Source organism: Proteus terrae, from assembly GCF_003144325.1.
GTDB lineage: Bacteria > Pseudomonadota > Gammaproteobacteria > Enterobacterales > Enterobacteriaceae > Proteus > Proteus terrae.
This window is the reverse complement of record NZ_PENS01000007.1, coordinates 175,386-190,865: the sequence shown is the minus strand read 5'-3', so window position 1 is coordinate 190,865 and position 15,480 is coordinate 175,386. Positions and strand designations below refer to the sequence as shown.

Annotated in this window: 13 protein-coding genes; 8 read left to right on the top strand and 5 right to left on the bottom strand. The window is 39.1% G+C overall.

The window, feature by feature from the left end:
- Window positions 1-36: 36 nt before the first annotated feature.
- Entirely contained in the window at window positions 37-1,731 is a 1,695-nt protein-coding gene (locus tag DK857_RS08565; protein WP_109401979.1) for a hypothetical protein, read from the bottom strand.
- Window positions 1,732-1,968: 237 nt separating this feature from the next.
- Between DK857_RS08565 and DK857_RS08560 the strand changes: the two genes are divergently transcribed.
- Genes DK857_RS08560 through zinT form a run of 3 tightly spaced genes read left to right on the top strand, consistent with a single transcriptional unit; the run spans window position 1,969 to window position 3,005 of the window.
- On the top strand, window positions 1,969-2,217 hold the full coding sequence (locus DK857_RS08560) for a type B 50S ribosomal protein L31 (protein ID WP_023583603.1): 249 nt from the start codon (window positions 1,969-1,971) through the stop codon (window positions 2,215-2,217).
- 10 nt (window positions 2,218-2,227) lie between these two features.
- Window positions 2,228-2,353, top strand: coding sequence for a type B 50S ribosomal protein L36 (gene ykgO / locus DK857_RS08555; RefSeq protein WP_006535739.1), 126 nt, complete (start codon window positions 2,228-2,230; stop codon window positions 2,351-2,353).
- Between the two features lie 4 nt (window positions 2,354-2,357).
- Window positions 2,358-3,005 carry a metal-binding protein ZinT gene (gene zinT / locus DK857_RS08550; RefSeq protein WP_109394699.1) on the top strand — a complete coding sequence of 216 codons (648 nt, stop codon included), beginning with the start codon at window positions 2,358-2,360 and terminating at the stop codon, window positions 3,003-3,005.
- 218 nt (window positions 3,006-3,223) lie between these two features.
- Here the strand turns inward: zinT and DK857_RS08545 are convergent, their stop codons facing one another.
- On the bottom strand, window positions 3,224-4,672 hold the full coding sequence (locus tag DK857_RS08545; protein ID WP_109394697.1) for an NAD-dependent succinate-semialdehyde dehydrogenase: 1,449 nt from the start codon (window positions 4,670-4,672) through the stop codon (window positions 3,224-3,226).
- A gap of 260 nt (window positions 4,673-4,932) precedes the next feature.
- Here DK857_RS08545 and DK857_RS08540 point away from each other — a divergent pair, with 260 nt between their 5' ends.
- Complete coding sequence (locus tag DK857_RS08540) at window positions 4,933-5,553, top strand: peptidylprolyl isomerase (protein ID WP_036939421.1); 621 nt, start codon at window positions 4,933-4,935, stop codon at window positions 5,551-5,553.
- Window positions 5,554-5,694: 141 nt separating this feature from the next.
- Window positions 5,695-6,435 (top strand): 3'(2'),5'-bisphosphate nucleotidase CysQ, encoded by a 741-nt coding sequence (gene cysQ, locus DK857_RS08535; protein ID WP_075672801.1) that lies wholly within the window; start codon window positions 5,695-5,697, stop codon window positions 6,433-6,435.
- 53 nt (window positions 6,436-6,488) lie between these two features.
- Here the strand turns inward: cysQ and DK857_RS08530 are convergent, their stop codons facing one another.
- Window positions 6,489-7,049: a YtfJ family protein gene (locus DK857_RS08530; RefSeq protein WP_109394691.1), complete on the bottom strand. Its 561-nt coding sequence runs from the start codon at window positions 7,047-7,049 to the stop codon at window positions 6,489-6,491.
- A gap of 283 nt (window positions 7,050-7,332) precedes the next feature.
- On the opposite strand from DK857_RS08530, the gene DK857_RS08525 reads away from it, so the two are divergent.
- Entirely contained in the window at window positions 7,333-7,539 is a 207-nt protein-coding gene (locus DK857_RS08525) for a DUF1107 domain-containing protein (protein ID WP_006535730.1), read from the top strand.
- A gap of 79 nt (window positions 7,540-7,618) precedes the next feature.
- On the opposite strand, the gene DK857_RS08520 is transcribed toward DK857_RS08525, so the two are convergent.
- Both DK857_RS08520 and msrA read right to left on the bottom strand, forming a co-directional pair.
- Window positions 7,619-8,998 carry a hemolysin family protein gene (locus tag DK857_RS08520; protein ID WP_109394689.1) on the bottom strand — a complete coding sequence of 460 codons (1,380 nt, stop codon included), beginning with the start codon at window positions 8,996-8,998 and terminating at the stop codon, window positions 7,619-7,621.
- 150 nt (window positions 8,999-9,148) lie between these two features.
- Window positions 9,149-9,775 carry a peptide-methionine (S)-S-oxide reductase MsrA gene (gene msrA / locus DK857_RS08515; RefSeq protein WP_193528592.1) on the bottom strand — a complete coding sequence of 209 codons (627 nt, stop codon included), beginning with the start codon at window positions 9,773-9,775 and terminating at the stop codon, window positions 9,149-9,151.
- Between the two features lie 138 nt (window positions 9,776-9,913).
- Here msrA and tamA point away from each other — a divergent pair, with 138 nt between their 5' ends.
- Window positions 9,914-11,656 carry an autotransporter assembly complex protein TamA gene (tamA, locus tag DK857_RS08510; RefSeq protein WP_109401978.1) on the top strand — a complete coding sequence of 581 codons (1,743 nt, stop codon included), beginning with the start codon at window positions 9,914-9,916 and terminating at the stop codon, window positions 11,654-11,656.
- Complete coding sequence (gene tamB, locus DK857_RS08505; RefSeq protein ID WP_202611067.1) at window positions 11,653-15,480, top strand: autotransporter assembly complex protein TamB; 3,828 nt, start codon at window positions 11,653-11,655, stop codon at window positions 15,478-15,480. Before tamA ends, tamB begins: the two co-directional genes overlap by 4 nt.

The following is a 15,480-nucleotide window of genomic DNA, read 5'->3' as shown; positions in this document are numbered from 1 at the left end:
TGAATTCTTTTCAGAATTATCTATTCGCTCTAACCGTTAATGTTCTTTATTTCCTTGATGGTTAACTAAAAATAGTTTCATGCGTTGATTCACATTTTTATCAGTTTCTATGGTTAAAGCCTGCGCTAATTCACCATAAAGATCATGAGGCAATAATGTGTCAGACCATGTTGAAAGAACATTCAGCGCCATATTTCTATCACGCAATGTCGGACTACGTAACTGCCTTTTGATAAGTGACCAGCCGATACCGGGAAAACCACCAAGATCTTGCATAATATATTCAACGGCATGATGGGGCTGATATTCAGAGTGGGTAGTTATTAATGGATCATCTGTGCTATCTAATGCTGTTAATTCAATTTGTTGTTCTGCAAGTTTAACTACTCTTTCTATTTTGTGAGAGGCATCCGTTTGCATTAATTGGTGCCACCAATCTGCATTGGGATTATCTTTTTGTAGTGAGAAGAGTAACTCCCAGATATCAAGGCGAAGAGATTTAGCAACAAGACTCGCTTGGTAATTTTTTGAGCGAGAAGGGTTTTGTAATGCTTCAATAATAAGTGTCGACCATTCTGGTTTTTGAATAATATTTTGCGAAGCAGAAATAATTTGTTGTTGGCAATGATCGTTCCAGCCGAGAGACTCAAGTAATAACCAATCTTCACCACTATTTTGCACAAAGTCAGTAATTTCACAGACACAATAGAGGAGCTTTAATTCTTTTGGAGGCAAAGTATCAACTTGTGAAATAAAAGCATTGCATGCTTGCGGGCCCTCTACATAATCATAAATATCTTTTGCGGGACCGCCATTAAGCAGTGCACGTAAAAGATCGCTACAACCAAGTAATAGTTCATTATCTAAAGGATGCGTATTCAGCATCTCTAATAGTGTCCCTTTTGTGACACAGTCATAGGCGACGTACTCTGTCATTACATTATTTTTATACCCTTCAGTCAGTAGCCAATAGCGATTATTAACAGACAGTGTTGAAGGCAAATGCTCGATAAACTGAATGCGTCCCCAGCCTTTAGTTCGTTGGCCTAGGGAGTGTAAAAAAGGCTCAAACTCTTCACAAGAAAGGCGCTGTTTTAGCGAACGAATAGCATAAAGGGTAAATTCAGGATGCAGGGCGAACAATAAGAGTAAACGCTGAGAGGCACTATCATTAAATGATCCTAATAGCCTTAAAGCTATTTTGATAGGATTCTTATCAGGACTTAACTTTAAGATCCATAAGATCAATTGAAAATAGATCTCATGATTAATCAGTGTTTCATCTTGTTCTATTTTATCTATCAAATAAGAAAGATAGGTAATAGGAGCGAGTTTATCTTGGCAGGCAAGTGAATAAAAAGAAGCGATATGTCCTTTATCCGGTAAAAGAACGACATGCTTTATTGCATGGTAGAGGGATAGCGCAAATTCTTCACATGCCTTTTGAGAAGGCTGTTGTTCAATTGCTCGACCTATTCGTTGGTGCAAAATAATACCTTCACGAGCGCCAGCCGACCAACTAAAAGGTATTGAATCATCATTAGGTTTTGTTTTTAAGTGAGCGTCTGACAATAGATTTAATTCATCAGGTAAAGGTGTATCACCTATTTCATAAGGTGCTAACAGCGAAAGAATTGAAGGAACAGAAGAAGGACAAACGTTAGGAAAGTCTATTGTAAGGTCGATAGACAGAGGTGACTTACTGAAAAGCTTATCGCGCCAATTAGTCATAATAAATCCTATTTGTTTTGCCGTCTTAGTATAACTTTAGCGGAAAATAGGAAAGCTGGACAAAAAAAGCCAGAAAATCCACTTATATCACTTAAAAGAGACTTATCCCAAACATACTTCCTCTCTTGAGATAGAAAAACAAATCAAAAAAAAACTGGTCAATAAAATTAAAAAGCGTTACATTAATTCAACTATAAAATGTTACATTATAACATTACAAATAAAATAGGGTTTATTATGAAACTAGGTATTCATCCTCAATATCGAACAGTGATTTTCCATGACACCAGTGCAGATGCTTATTTTAAAGTGGGTTCAACCATCCAAACGGAAAAAACGATAGAGTATGAAGGGCAAACATACCCTTATGTGACATTAGATGTCTCCTCTCAATCACACCCATTTTATACCGGTAAGCAAAAGACACATTCTCAAGAAGGTAATGTGGCACGTTTTAATAAACGTTTTGGTCAATTTATTAAGTAAGGAAGAGATAATGCAGGTATTAAGTTCATTAAAAAGCGCTAAACAACGCCATCCAGATTGCAAAGTGGTGCGTCGCCGTGGTCGCCTTTACGTGATTTGTAAGTCAAACCCACGTTTTAAAGCCGTTCAGGGGTAAGATTATGCAAAAGCCAGTCCTTTCTTGTATTTTTATTATGGGACTATTGGGTAGTGCTATGTCTGTTTTAGCACATGGTCACCATCATGAAAAAGTACAAACACAAGCTCAACGAGATGCCGCTAATGGAATTTTTGAAGATAAGGATGTTCTTGATCGCCAACTCAGTGATTGGGATGGTGTATGGCAATCTGTAGAGCCTTATCTTCTTAGTGGTGAGTTAGATGAGGTTTTACAAAAGAAAGCGGAAACAAAAAAAGATAAAACGGTTGAAGAGTACCGAACTTACTATACACAAGGCTATAAAACTGATGTGGATATGATTGGTATTGAAAACAATATTATCGAGTTCCATCGTGGAGAGAAAGTCGATAGCTGTGAATATCATTATGATGGTTATCGTATTCTACATTATGAGTCTGGTAAAAAAGGGGTACGCTATCTTTTCCGCTGTGATGATGCCAAAAGCCAAGCACCTAAGTTTATTCAATTTAGCGACCACATAATTGCACCAGAGAAAGCAGGGCACTTCCATTTATATATGGGCAATACATCACAAGATAAGTTACTCAAAGAATTAAGTAATTGGCCAACATATTACCCTTATTCAATGAAAGCAGATGATATTGTTCACGAAATGCTTTATCACTGATTTAAGTAAAATAAAGAGAAAATAAAATAATAAAAATCTTTAGCAAAGGAATGCTAAGGATTTTTCATAAAAAGTTAGCTTAAAAAATAAAGGAATATTAGTTACATATCTCCTTTGATATAGCATATTAAATATTTCCTTTCCCTTTTAATAAAAAAGCCAGAAAAAAGCAGTAGCATCCATGCTGACTTACTTTTATAAATTGGGTTAAAGGTTATTTATAACCCTTGGCAGACATATTTCATCTCCATATAGTCTTCAATGCCGTGTTCAGAGCCCTCACGACCTAAACCTGATTGTTTAATACCACCAAATGGTGCAACTTCATTGGAAATTAAACCGGTGTTAATCCCCACCATGCCGTATTCTAAATTTTCAGCAACACGCCAAATACGTTGTGGGTTTCCACTATAAAAATAAGCAGCTAAGCCATAAATGGTGTTATTAGCTAAATGCACCACTTCATCTTCATTTTCAAAAATAACTAAAGGTGCAACAGGGCCAAATATTTCTTCTTCAAGGATATGGCTATCAGCGGGAACATTGCCAACAACGGTTGGTTGGAAGAAGTTCTCACCCGCTTTATCATTATCCCCACCACAAAGCAGTGTTGCACCGCGTTTTAATGTATCAGCAAGCAATGATTGTGATTTCTCAACAGCTTTACGGTTAATAAGAGGTCCAATAGTGACACCTTCTTCAAAACCATTCCCTACTTTGAGCTTTTTAACGGCGGCAACAAAACGTTCGCTAAATTGTTGATAAATATCTTTATGAATATAAAAACGGTTAGCGCAAACACAGGTTTGTCCTGCATTACGGAATTTAGCCCCGATAGCACCTTCAACCGCTTTATCAATATCGGCATCGTTAAACACGATAAATGGTGCATTGCCACCTAATTCTAAAGAGACTTTTTTTACGCTATCTGAACACTGACGCATTAATAAACGTCCAACACCCGTAGAGCCTGTGAAACTTAATTTGCGAACACGGTTGTCAGAGGTAAAGACTTCGCCAATTTTAATGGCATCTCCGGTTACAATATTAATAACACCAGCGGGAATACCGGCTTGAGCCGCTAATTCAGCTAAAGCCAATGCGGTATAAGGTGTTTCATTGGCAGGTTTAATCACCATAGTACAACCTGCCGCTAATGCAGGAGCTGCTTTACGGGTGATCATAGCAGCCGGGAAGTTCCAAGGTGTAATAGCAGCGCAAACACCGATACCTTGTTTAATCACCATCAAGCGTTTATCAGCAGAAGGTGAGGGAATAATTTCACCGTTGGTTCTCTTACCTTGTTCTGCAAACCATTCAATAAAAGAGGCTGCATAAGCAATTTCACCTTCAGCTTCAGCAACAGGTTTACCTTGCTCAAATGTCATTAATTCAGCAAGTTTTCTTTTATTTTCAGTGATTAATCTAAACCAATTTTGCAATAATGCTCCGCGCTGATGTGCTGTGAGTGCACGCCATTTGGGTAATGCTTTTTGTGCAGCATCAACAGCCATTATTGCTTCTTGTGTTGCCATATTGGGTACAGTACCAAGTAAAATACCCGTGGCAGGATCGACAACATCAACAGTTTCGTTATTTTTAGCATTACACCAAAGACCATCAATATAGCCTTGTTCGCGGAAATAGGGATTCGTCGTTATCTTCACTTAATACCTCTCTGAACACATATATATTGATATTTATAAGGCTAGGCAGTTTTGTGCCTGTTTATAATTATATGCCTGTGTTGCGATGTTGTGAAAATAAGTATGACAAATGCCAATAAAAAAGCGTCAAAAAGACGATAAATAAGGTCAATTGCTTATGTTTTTAATGAATAATTCCCATTACTCAAGACTCAAGGTTTACGCTGTACCTTACCACTGTTATTCTTGGATCTAACTTTCATAAAAAACAGGTATTTTTCATGTCAAAACCATCATTTGATTCTATCGAATCACAGGCAAGTTACGGTATTGGTCTGCAAGTCGGTCAACAACTGACTGAATCAGGTCTTCAAGGATTAGAGCCCGCAGCACTGTTAGCTGGCTTGACCGATGCATTAGAAGGTAATGCGCCTTCTGTACCTGTTGAAACATTACACAATGCCTTACGTACTATGCACGAGCGTGCTGAAGCTGTTCGTCAAGAACGCCAAGCAGAGCTGGCTGATGCTGGTAAAATCTTCTTAGAAGAAAATGTGAAAAATGAGGGCGTTCAAGTTACAGAATCTGGCTTACAGTACAAAGTACTGACTGCCGGTGAAGGCGCAATTCCAGCGCGAACAGATCATGTTCGTGTTCACTACACTGGTCGTTTAATTGATGGCACTGTGTTTGATAGCTCTGTTCAACGTGGCCAACCAGCCGAATTCCCAGTAAATGGCGTTATCGCAGGCTGGATTGAAGCATTAACATTAATGCCAGTAGGTTCAAAATGGGAATTATATATTCCTTACCAATTAGCTTATGGCGAACGTGGAGCTGGTGCGGCTATTCCTCCATTCGCAACATTAGTATTTGAAGTAGAATTATTAGAAATTTTATAATTTCTTATTCTGCGGTAAATCAGAGTAAAAAATAGCCGGTTTTGCCGGCTATTTTCGTCTCTGTACTAAAATAAAGAGACAGTAGGGTAATTAATTTTTATAAGAGAAGTTATCTGCTTATAGAAATAAGAGAGGTGCATTATGTTAGAACAAGTCAGCAAATTAGCTCGCCAAGCAGGTACGGCGATAATGCAGATCTATCAGCAATCAGAGCCTATCCAAGTACAGGAAAAAAGTGATAATTCACCTGTTACAGAGGCTGATTTGGCTGCTCACCAAGTTATCAAACAAGGACTTGCTTCTATTGCTCCAGATATACCTCAATTATCTGAAGAAGATCCCCCTGAATGGGAAGTTCGTCGTCATTGGGATCGTTATTGGCTGATTGACCCTCTAGATGGAACTAAAGAATTTATCAGTAAGAATGGTGAGTTTACGGTAAATATCGCTTTAATTGAAAAGGGTATTCCTGTTTTAGGGGTTGTTTATGCTCCTGTTCAAAATGTGTTATATGCAGCAGCAAATAAACAGGCGTGGAAAGAAGCGTGTGGGCAACGATTGCCTATTCATGCAAGTCGTGCGGAGCCACCCGTGATTGTGATTAGTCGTTCTCATCAAGATGATGAATTAAAAGAATACCTCTCACAACTTGGCGCACATCAAACCGTTGCTGTTGGTTCATCTTTGAAGTTTTGTTTAGTCGCTGAAGGTAAAGCACAGCTTTATCCTCGCTTTGGGCCTACACATACATGGGATACCGCGGCAGGTCATGCTATTGCGATTGCGGCGGGCGCACATGTCACGGATTGGAAAGGAGTAACGCTAGATTATTCCCCAAAAGAGTCGCTGATAAACCCAGGATTTAGAGTTTCTATCTTTTAGTACCACTTTACAAAATCGGAGCCCTTTGTTTTATAAGGGCTCTGACACAGGAATTATTCTTTAATTAAATCGTTGATAAGATTGATTGCAGTCGTGATTTCTGCACCACTTAATACACCTTCTTTGACGAAACGAACTTTGCCTTGTTTATCTAAAACAACAATAGCTGAACTCTCTTTTTCTAATCCCCAGCCTTTTAATGCTACACCATCAGCATCAACAATAAATTGTGACCAAGGAAATTCTTTTTTACTGTCTTCAACACTGCCACGAACAAATGGGCCTGTACCAAACACAGCATCATCAGTATTAATAATTGTTGTAGTTTGATAACTGCTATGTGGGAATTTAGCCAGTTTTACGGCTTCAATAAACGGCGCATTCATCTCCTTAGCTTTGCTACGTCCTGCTATATGCTGAACAGTACGTACTTTTCCACTGAGCAGACCACTATTCCAATTTTGGTAGCTAAACTTATCTTTGGTTGTGTCATAAAGTAGCTCACCTTTGTCATTGATTGTGACAGCGGGAAGTACTGTATTTTCAGTGATGTTATGTGCAAATGCCCATGTGGATGTGCTGAGTAAAAGAGCAGCTAAGGTTATTTTGTGCATAGCCATGATCCTATTATTGAAATCGACATTAGATTCTATTTAAGCATAGAAGCTAATGAAGAATAATACCTCATCATTGATACATTTATTTAACATTGAGTGGGTAAAATAACGCACAGGCTATCTTTATTTATATTCTTTACTGTCAATAAATGTAAAAACAGATAAGAAAATCAAATAAGTTGAACCTAGTACTTATAATTAGGTCTTTAAATTTGATATACAAAGATAAGTCTTTATGACTTATTAAACTCAACAACGAGCATGGGAGACTAACTGAAAGATGAAAATCTTCAATCGCTATAACCCTGAAAAAATTGCTCTCTACGTTAAGACATTATTTCGTGGACGGTTTTACATCAAAGGAATGGGTGCATTTGAATTCGATTACGGTAAAATTTTATTACCTAAAATAAGAGATAAGCTACATTTTAATGTCATGAGTGAAGTGAACCAGCAGGTCGTTTTACTGAAAGCAGAAATGGGCTAACTTTTATCTGATAGATAACTGAGTCTTTCTCGTAAATATCTTCGATAAGACTCAGTTATTAATTTCGGCTTGTTACTTGTTAGCTTACCGTTTTATTCTCATTTGTCTTGATATCGACTTCTGTTGTTGTCTGTATAACAGGAACATGTTCTTGTAAAATCGGCTTAACAGGTGGAATATCATCTACTTTTGTTACAAGTAATTGATCTATTTTGTAATTATCAATATCGACAACTTCAAATTTGTATCCTGAAAACTTCACATAATCAGTGCGTTTGGGAATTTTACGTAAGCGATACATCATAAAACCTGCGATGGTTTCATAGTTACTTGAATCTGGGAAATCGTCGATATCAAGTGCACGCATTACATCATCAATTGGTGTACCACCTTCAACTAACCATGAGTGCTCATCACGACTCACAATTTGCTCTTCTTGCCCCGGTCCAATTAAATCGCCCATTAAAGTTGTCATCACATCATTTAGTGTAATAACACCCATCACCATAGCGTATTCATTAAGGATGATGGCAAAGTCTTCACCGGATGTTTTAAAGCTTTCCAACATATCTGAAAGCGTTAATGTATCAGGAATAATCAGAGCCTTACGGATATGAACACCTTCATTGAGATTTAAGCTTTGCCCGTTAATAACGCGATTAAGTAACTCTTTAGAATCAACATAACCAATAATATGGTCGATATCACCTTCGCAAACGAGAAACTTAGAGTGAGGTTGAGTGGCAATTTTTTCTTTGATGTCGCTTTCAGTTTCTTCACGATCAAAATAGACCACATCTTCTCGAGGAGTCATTGCTGATGGTACGGTACGTGACTCTAATTCAAAAACATTCTCTATCAGCTCATGCTCTTGTTTACGTAAAACCCCAGCAACAGCACCAGCTTCTACGATGGCAAAAATATCATCAGAAGTAATATCTTCATTTCTTACCATTGGGATTTTAAATAATTTGAAGATGAGATCTGCCATACCATTAAATAACCAAACCAGAGGGCGGAAAAAGGCAAGGCAGAAACGCATTGGGTTCACAATTCTTAATGCGATAGCTTCAGGTTTTATCATACCAATGCGTTTTGGCGTTAAGTCAGCCAATAAAATAAACATGGATGTGACAATAATAAAAGAACAAATAGATCCAAGCTGTTGCGCTAATGGCTCTTCAAAAAATTGGAGATAAAAGCTTTTTAACGAAGGAGAGAATGCAGATTCACCAACAATACCCGCTAGGATAGCGACGGCATTTAATCCAATTTGTACAACGGTAAAAAACATGCCTGGCATTTCTTGCATTTTTAATACACGCGCGGCGTTAATATTACCCTCATCAACAAGTTGTTTGAGTTTAATTCGACGAGAAGCAGCAAGAGAGATTTCAGACAGCGAAAAAAAAGCGCTGATAGCACAAAGCAAAAGCACAATGAGTAAACTATTAAGCATATAAGGCTCACACCACCCCAAGTATTTAATCCAAAGGGGAATACTAGAGTGTTAAAAATAGAAGATAAATCAATATATTGTGATGAAATTATTCACAAAGATAGATAAGAGGGCGTAATTATATCATCGCCCTGCTATTTTCTGCTAGTTTTACTTTTCAGGGGGATAGCAGATGCCTATTCCACCTAATCCACAGTAACCTTGTGGGTTTTTATGTAAATATTGCTGGTGGTAATCTTCAGCAAAATAGAAAGGACCCACAGGCTGAATTTCAGTCGTGATTGCTTCAGTAGCACCTTGAGTATTCATTGCTTGTTGATAACGTTTTTTTGACTCAATAGCTTGAGCATATTGCTCTTCATTAACAGTGTAAATGGCAGAACGGTATTGGCTGCCAATATCATTACCTTGGCGCATCCCTTGTGATGGATTGTGATTTTCCCAAAAAAGAGCCAAAAGTTGTGAATAGCTAATCACTGAGGGATCAAAAACAATTCTTACCACTTCACTATGGCCTGTTAAACCTTGGCAAACTTGTTGGTAAGTTGGGTTTTCTGTTACACCACCACTATAACCTGCACTCGTTGAATAAACGCCCTGTTGTTGCCAAAACAGACGTTCAACTCCCCAAAAACAGCCCATCGCAAAATAAGCAATGTCCATATTGGTTGGAATATCATTAATAGAATGCCCATTTACAGCATGATTAGCAGATATTTCTAATGGTATCGAAGTACCCCTTAAGGCATTCTCTGGTTGGTAAGCTTTATGTTGCAAGGTAGACTCCAATTTTTATATTTGTAAACGCTTTACTATGGTAAAGGCTTAATATTGTTATAAACTAAATCTACAATAAAGCTTAAAACAGTTTGTCGTCAATTTATCACATGGATTAAATAATATTGAGGAGAAAACGTGCCGAGATACTCCGTTATCTACGTTCTCTGTCTGTCTTTTATCGCGCCTGTTGTTTATGGGGCAAATTTGCGTTTAAAAGTAGAAGGTTTAGAAGGGCAGCTCGAAAAAAATGCGCGAGTCCAGCTATCAAACATTACAACAGAAGAAGTTGCACCTGACGGGCGTTTTCGTGCGCGTGTTGAAAAAGCAATTCAAGAAGGACTTCGCCCTTTAGGTTATTATCAGCCCAAAGTGACATTTTCTTATGAAGAAAATACACCGCCTGCACGATCTGTATTAACCGCTAAAGTTGAACTGGGTATTCCTATTTTACTGAAAGGCGTTGATGTAGTTCTTGAAGGTGGTGCTAAAACAGATAGCCAATATGCAAAAGTCATTAAAGAAAATACGCCTCCTCTTGATAGTGTTTTAAACCATGCAGATTACGAGAAACTCAAAGGTTCATTAACAGGGCTTGCAATTCGCCGTGGTTATTTTGATGCAGAAATGCAAAAAAGCCAGTTGGGTGTCTCTTTAGATAATCATGCTTCATATTGGGATTTTGTTTTTGATAGTGGGGAACGCTATCGTTTTGGAAAAGTGAATTATACGGGCTCCCAAATCCGTGAAGACTATTTACAAAATATTGTTCCTTTTAAAGAGGGGCAATATTACGCCTCAGAAGATCTGGCTGAATTTAATCGCCGTTTAGCAGCAACTGGGTGGTTTAATTCTGCGGTTGTGACGCCTGATATTGCTAAAGCGCGCGCTGATGGTACTCACCTGTTACCGATGAGTGCTGTTGTAACACCTCGCTCTCGCAACTATGTTGAGCTTGGTGGGGGCTATGCTACTGATGTGGGCCCTCGTCTTAATATGCAGTGGGATAAGCCTTGGATGAACTCACGAGGACACAGCTTAACCTCTAATATCAGTGTTTCTCAGCCTGAACAGTCTATTGGTGCCAACTATAAAATTCCTCTGAAGGTCAATCCATTAGAGCAATACTATGGAGTTCAGGGCGGTTTTAAACGTACCGATCTGAATGACACCCGCTCTGATACCACAACGCTAAATGTGTCTCGTAACTGGGATATGTCAACAGGTTGGCAATACAGTGTGAATACACGTTGGAGCCTCAGCCACTTTACCCAAGGTGAAGTTACGAATACCACTATGTTGCTTTATCCGGGGGTTACAGCAAGTCGAGTTCGTCAACGAGGCGGTATGATGCCTTCTTGGGGGGATAGCCAACGTTATACATTAGACTACTCCAATAAAATATGGGGCTCTGATGTCGAGTTTGCTGCATTTCAAGCGCAACATGTTTGGATACGTACACCATGGGATGGACACCGTTTTGTGGTAAGAGGTAACTTTGGTTGGATTGAAACCAACGCGTTTGAGCAAGTACCGCCTGAATTACGTTTCTTTGCTGGTGGTGATAGAAGTGTCCGTGGTTTTAAATATCAAAGTATTTCACCAGAAGATAGTAAAGGTAATTTAACGGGGGCATCAAGAATGCTTGTGGGATCGTTAGAATATCAATATAACATCACGGGTAACTGGTGGAGTGCTGTCTTTATTGATAGTGGTGAAGCAGTTAATGATTTTACGCGCAGTGATTTTAAAACAGGTGCGGGTGCAGGTGTTCGTTGGGCATCCCCAGTTGGTCCAATTAAATTTGATTTAGCTTTACCTGTGAGTGACGTTGATAAACGTAGACTCCAGTTTTATATCGGGTTAGGAGCAGAGTTATGATAAAAAAGTGGTTGAAATGGATTGCGCTAACACTCCTTATCATTATTTTGCTTACATTCGGTGCTGTCGCTTGGATTTTGGGAACACAATCGGGATTGCATTTTGCTATTAATAGCGCAGCTCGTTGGGTTCCTGGCTTAGTTATCAAAGATGTTAGTGGTGGCTGGCAAGACCTGCGTTTAACGGGTGTTGAATATCAAATGCCTGGAGTTGACGTGAACGTGGGTGAATTATCATTAGGATTACGTTTAGCGTGCTTGACGGATAAACAAGTTTGTGTCGATACATTAGGCACACGAGATGTTGTTGTTAATGTTGATACTAGCGCTTTCCCTCCTTCTGAAGAAACACCTCCATCAGAGCCTCTAACAGAGCTTAATGCGCCATTACCTATCTATTTAAATTCACTCTCATTAGAAAATACGCATGTGAAGATTGACGATATGGCAATCTCGTTAGGCGAATTTAAAACTGGTGCGCAGTGGGAAGGTCGCCAAGTTACATTAAATCCAACACTTATTAATGATTTGCTGGTGGCATTACCAAAGACACCAGAAGAAGGGAGTGTTGAAGCAACGGCTCAAGATGTAAAAGAAATCGCAACTGCAAAACCTCAAACTGAGCCCACAACACAAGAAGAAAAAGAACAGGCGTTAGCCGAGACAATTAAAGCGATTTTTGCTAAACCATTATTAGCCGAATTACCTGAAATTATTATTCCCGTTGATATTAATATTGAAGGAATTGAAGGTAAGCAATTACAGGTTAGTGGTGATACACCTGTTACGATTAACCAATTATTGTTTGTAGCAAAGACTCAAGGTAAGCAGGTTAATCTCACTAAATTAAATATTGATGCACCAGAAGGTGAAGTGAGTTTAAATGGGGGAATTACCCTAGATAAACAGTGGCCTGTTAATTTAGATGTGAATGCGACTGTCCGTGATGTCGCAGGGCTTGAAGATTTTAAAGATCAAAAAGCGACGCTTTCTTTACAAGGAGCATTACTGGAAGAGCTTAAATTAGCACTTTCTTTAACAGGAACAGTTACAGCAACTTTGGATGCTCAAGCTGAACTGGCAAAACCACACCTTCCTTTAAAACTGACTCTTGAAAGCCAAAAAGTTCGTTGGCCATTAACAGGCGATATACAGTATCAACTTAACGATACTCGATTACGCTTAAATGGTCAGACAGATAACTATGATCTCTCATTACGTTCTGATATTGAAGGTCAGGAGATCCCGCCCGCCAAATTAATGCTGGATGCAAAAGGAAATGAAGAGAAAATAGAGCTGACACGTTTACGTTTAGCTGCCTTGCAAGGTCATGCTGATATTACGGGTGTTGCTGATTGGAGTAAGGCAATTAGCTGGAATGCATTGCTCTCTATTTCAGGAATTAATACGGCAAAACAGTACCCTGATATGCCAGCGAAATTAGATGGACGCATTGCCACAACAGGTAGCCTGTATGGTGGAAGTTGGCAATTACGTGTGCCTGAAATTACCTTAGATGGCAATATCAAAAACAATCTTATCAAAGCGAGAGGTAATGCTTATGGTAATGATTCTGGCCAATGGAATATTCCCCAGTTAAAACTGATCTTGGGTAAAAATAACCTCGATATTGAAGGGCATTTAGGTGATAAATGGGCATTAGATGCCAATATCAACGCTCCAGGATTAAATGGTTTAGTACCTGGATTAGCGGGTGTTATTAAAGGCAAAGTTAATGTTCGGGGTGATATTAATACACCTAAGATTATTGCTGATATCAACGCTCACGGCATTAAATGGCAAGATCAAGTCGGTGTCGAATCCATCACCATCAAAGGTGATGTTCAAGCGGATAAAGAAATTGGTGGTAAACTCGCTATTACTGCTCGTCAGTTAAAACAAGCCGATTTAGTTATTCGCAATTTAACGTTGGATGCTGCTGGTACAGAAAAACAGCATAAACTGACACTAAAAATGGATGGTGAGCCAGTTTCTGGTGGGCTGACATTAGCGGGTTCATTCGATAAAGAAAAACAGCAATGGAAAGGAACGCTAAATAATACGGCATTTGATACTCCAGTGGGTGAATGGCGTTTAAATAAAGCCATGGCGTTGAATTTGTTGGTAGAAAAGCAAGAAGTCACCATTGGCTCTCACTGTTGGGTAAACCCAAATGCACAAGTTTGTGTTCCTAAAGCGATAACTGTGGGTGAAAGCGGATCTGCGGCAATTACATTGACGCGTTTTGATCTTGCTATGATCAAACCTTTCTTACCACCAGAGACTTCTGTCCGAGGTGTATTTACTGGTGATGCCACCGCAACATGGAACTCAAAAGGTGGATTACCGAAAGCATCGGTAAATCTAAAAGGGCAAGGTGTTGCAGTAAAACAAAATATTGAAGGCACTGTTTTACCTATTGATTTTGATGCTATCTCCTTAAACGCAGGCGTTAACAACGGCAAAGCAACATTACAATGGCTGATTAGTATTGCAGGCAATGGTGATATTAAAGGGAATGTGCATGTTGCAGATCTCGAGAAAAAGCGCCAGCTATCAGGTACGGTGGATATTGATAATCTGACATTAGATTTAATCAAACCGTTCTTAGGTAAAGGTGAAATAGCTGAAGGTCGTGTTGGTGCGCAATTACGTTTAGGCGGAAATGCTCAATCACCACTGCTATTTGGTCAATTTGGTATCAATCAATTAAAAGTGGTTGGGCACTGGATCCCGTTTGATATTACGAAAGGGAATGTTGATGTTCAATTTAATGGTGCGACGTCTGATTTAAGCGGTCGAATCGAAACCCCTGAAGGTTACTTAAATCTTACTGGTAATGCCGATTGGCGTAAATTAGATGCATGGCACGCAGTAGTAGCTGCAAATGGCAATAAGCTACGTGTTGCATTACCTCCGATGGTACGTATTGATGTTAATCCTGATTTAGTGTTTGAGGCTCGCCCTGATTTACTAAAACTAGATGGACGTATTGATATTCCTTGGGCACGTATCGTTGTTCAAGACTTACCAGAGTCAGCAGTATCCGCTTCTTCTGATGAAGTGATGCTGGATAAAAACTTGCAGCCGATTGTACCAAAAGAGACATCGATTCCAATTCAAAGTAATTTAGCCATTAATATTGGCGATGATGTGACACTGGACGCATTTGGGCTTAAAGCTAGATTGACGGGAGCGCTTAAAGTCAATCAGAGTAAACAAGGACTAGGTTTAAACGGTCAGATAGATATTCCAAAAGGCGAATTCAAAGCTTATGGGCAAGATCTGCAAGTTCGTAAGGGACAAATCTTGTTCTCAGGGCCAGTTGATCAACCTTACTTAAATATTGAAGCTATTCGTAATCCTGAAAATACGGCAAATAATGTGATTGCTGGTGTTCGGGTGACAGGGCTTGCAGATAAACCTAAAGTTGAAATTTTCTCTGAACCCGCTTTTACACAGCAAGAAGCGTTATCCTACTTGCTAAGAGGTGAAGGGTTAGATAAAAGTGGTGATGCGGATTCATCACAAATGACGGCAATGCTGATAGGATTAGGTGTTGGTCAAAGTGGTCAGCTTGTAGGACGTATTGGTGAAACCTTTGGTGTTTCTGATTTAGCGCTTGATACACAAGGTGTAGGGGATAACTCACAAGTTGTGGTCAGCGGTAAGATCACAAACGATCTACAAGTGAAGTATGGAGTGGGTATATTTGATTCGCTAGCGACGTTAACTTTACGTTATCGCTTGATGCCCAGGTTGTATTTACAAGCAGTGTCTGGTATGAATCAGGCAATAGATCTGCTTTATCAATTTGAGTTTTAA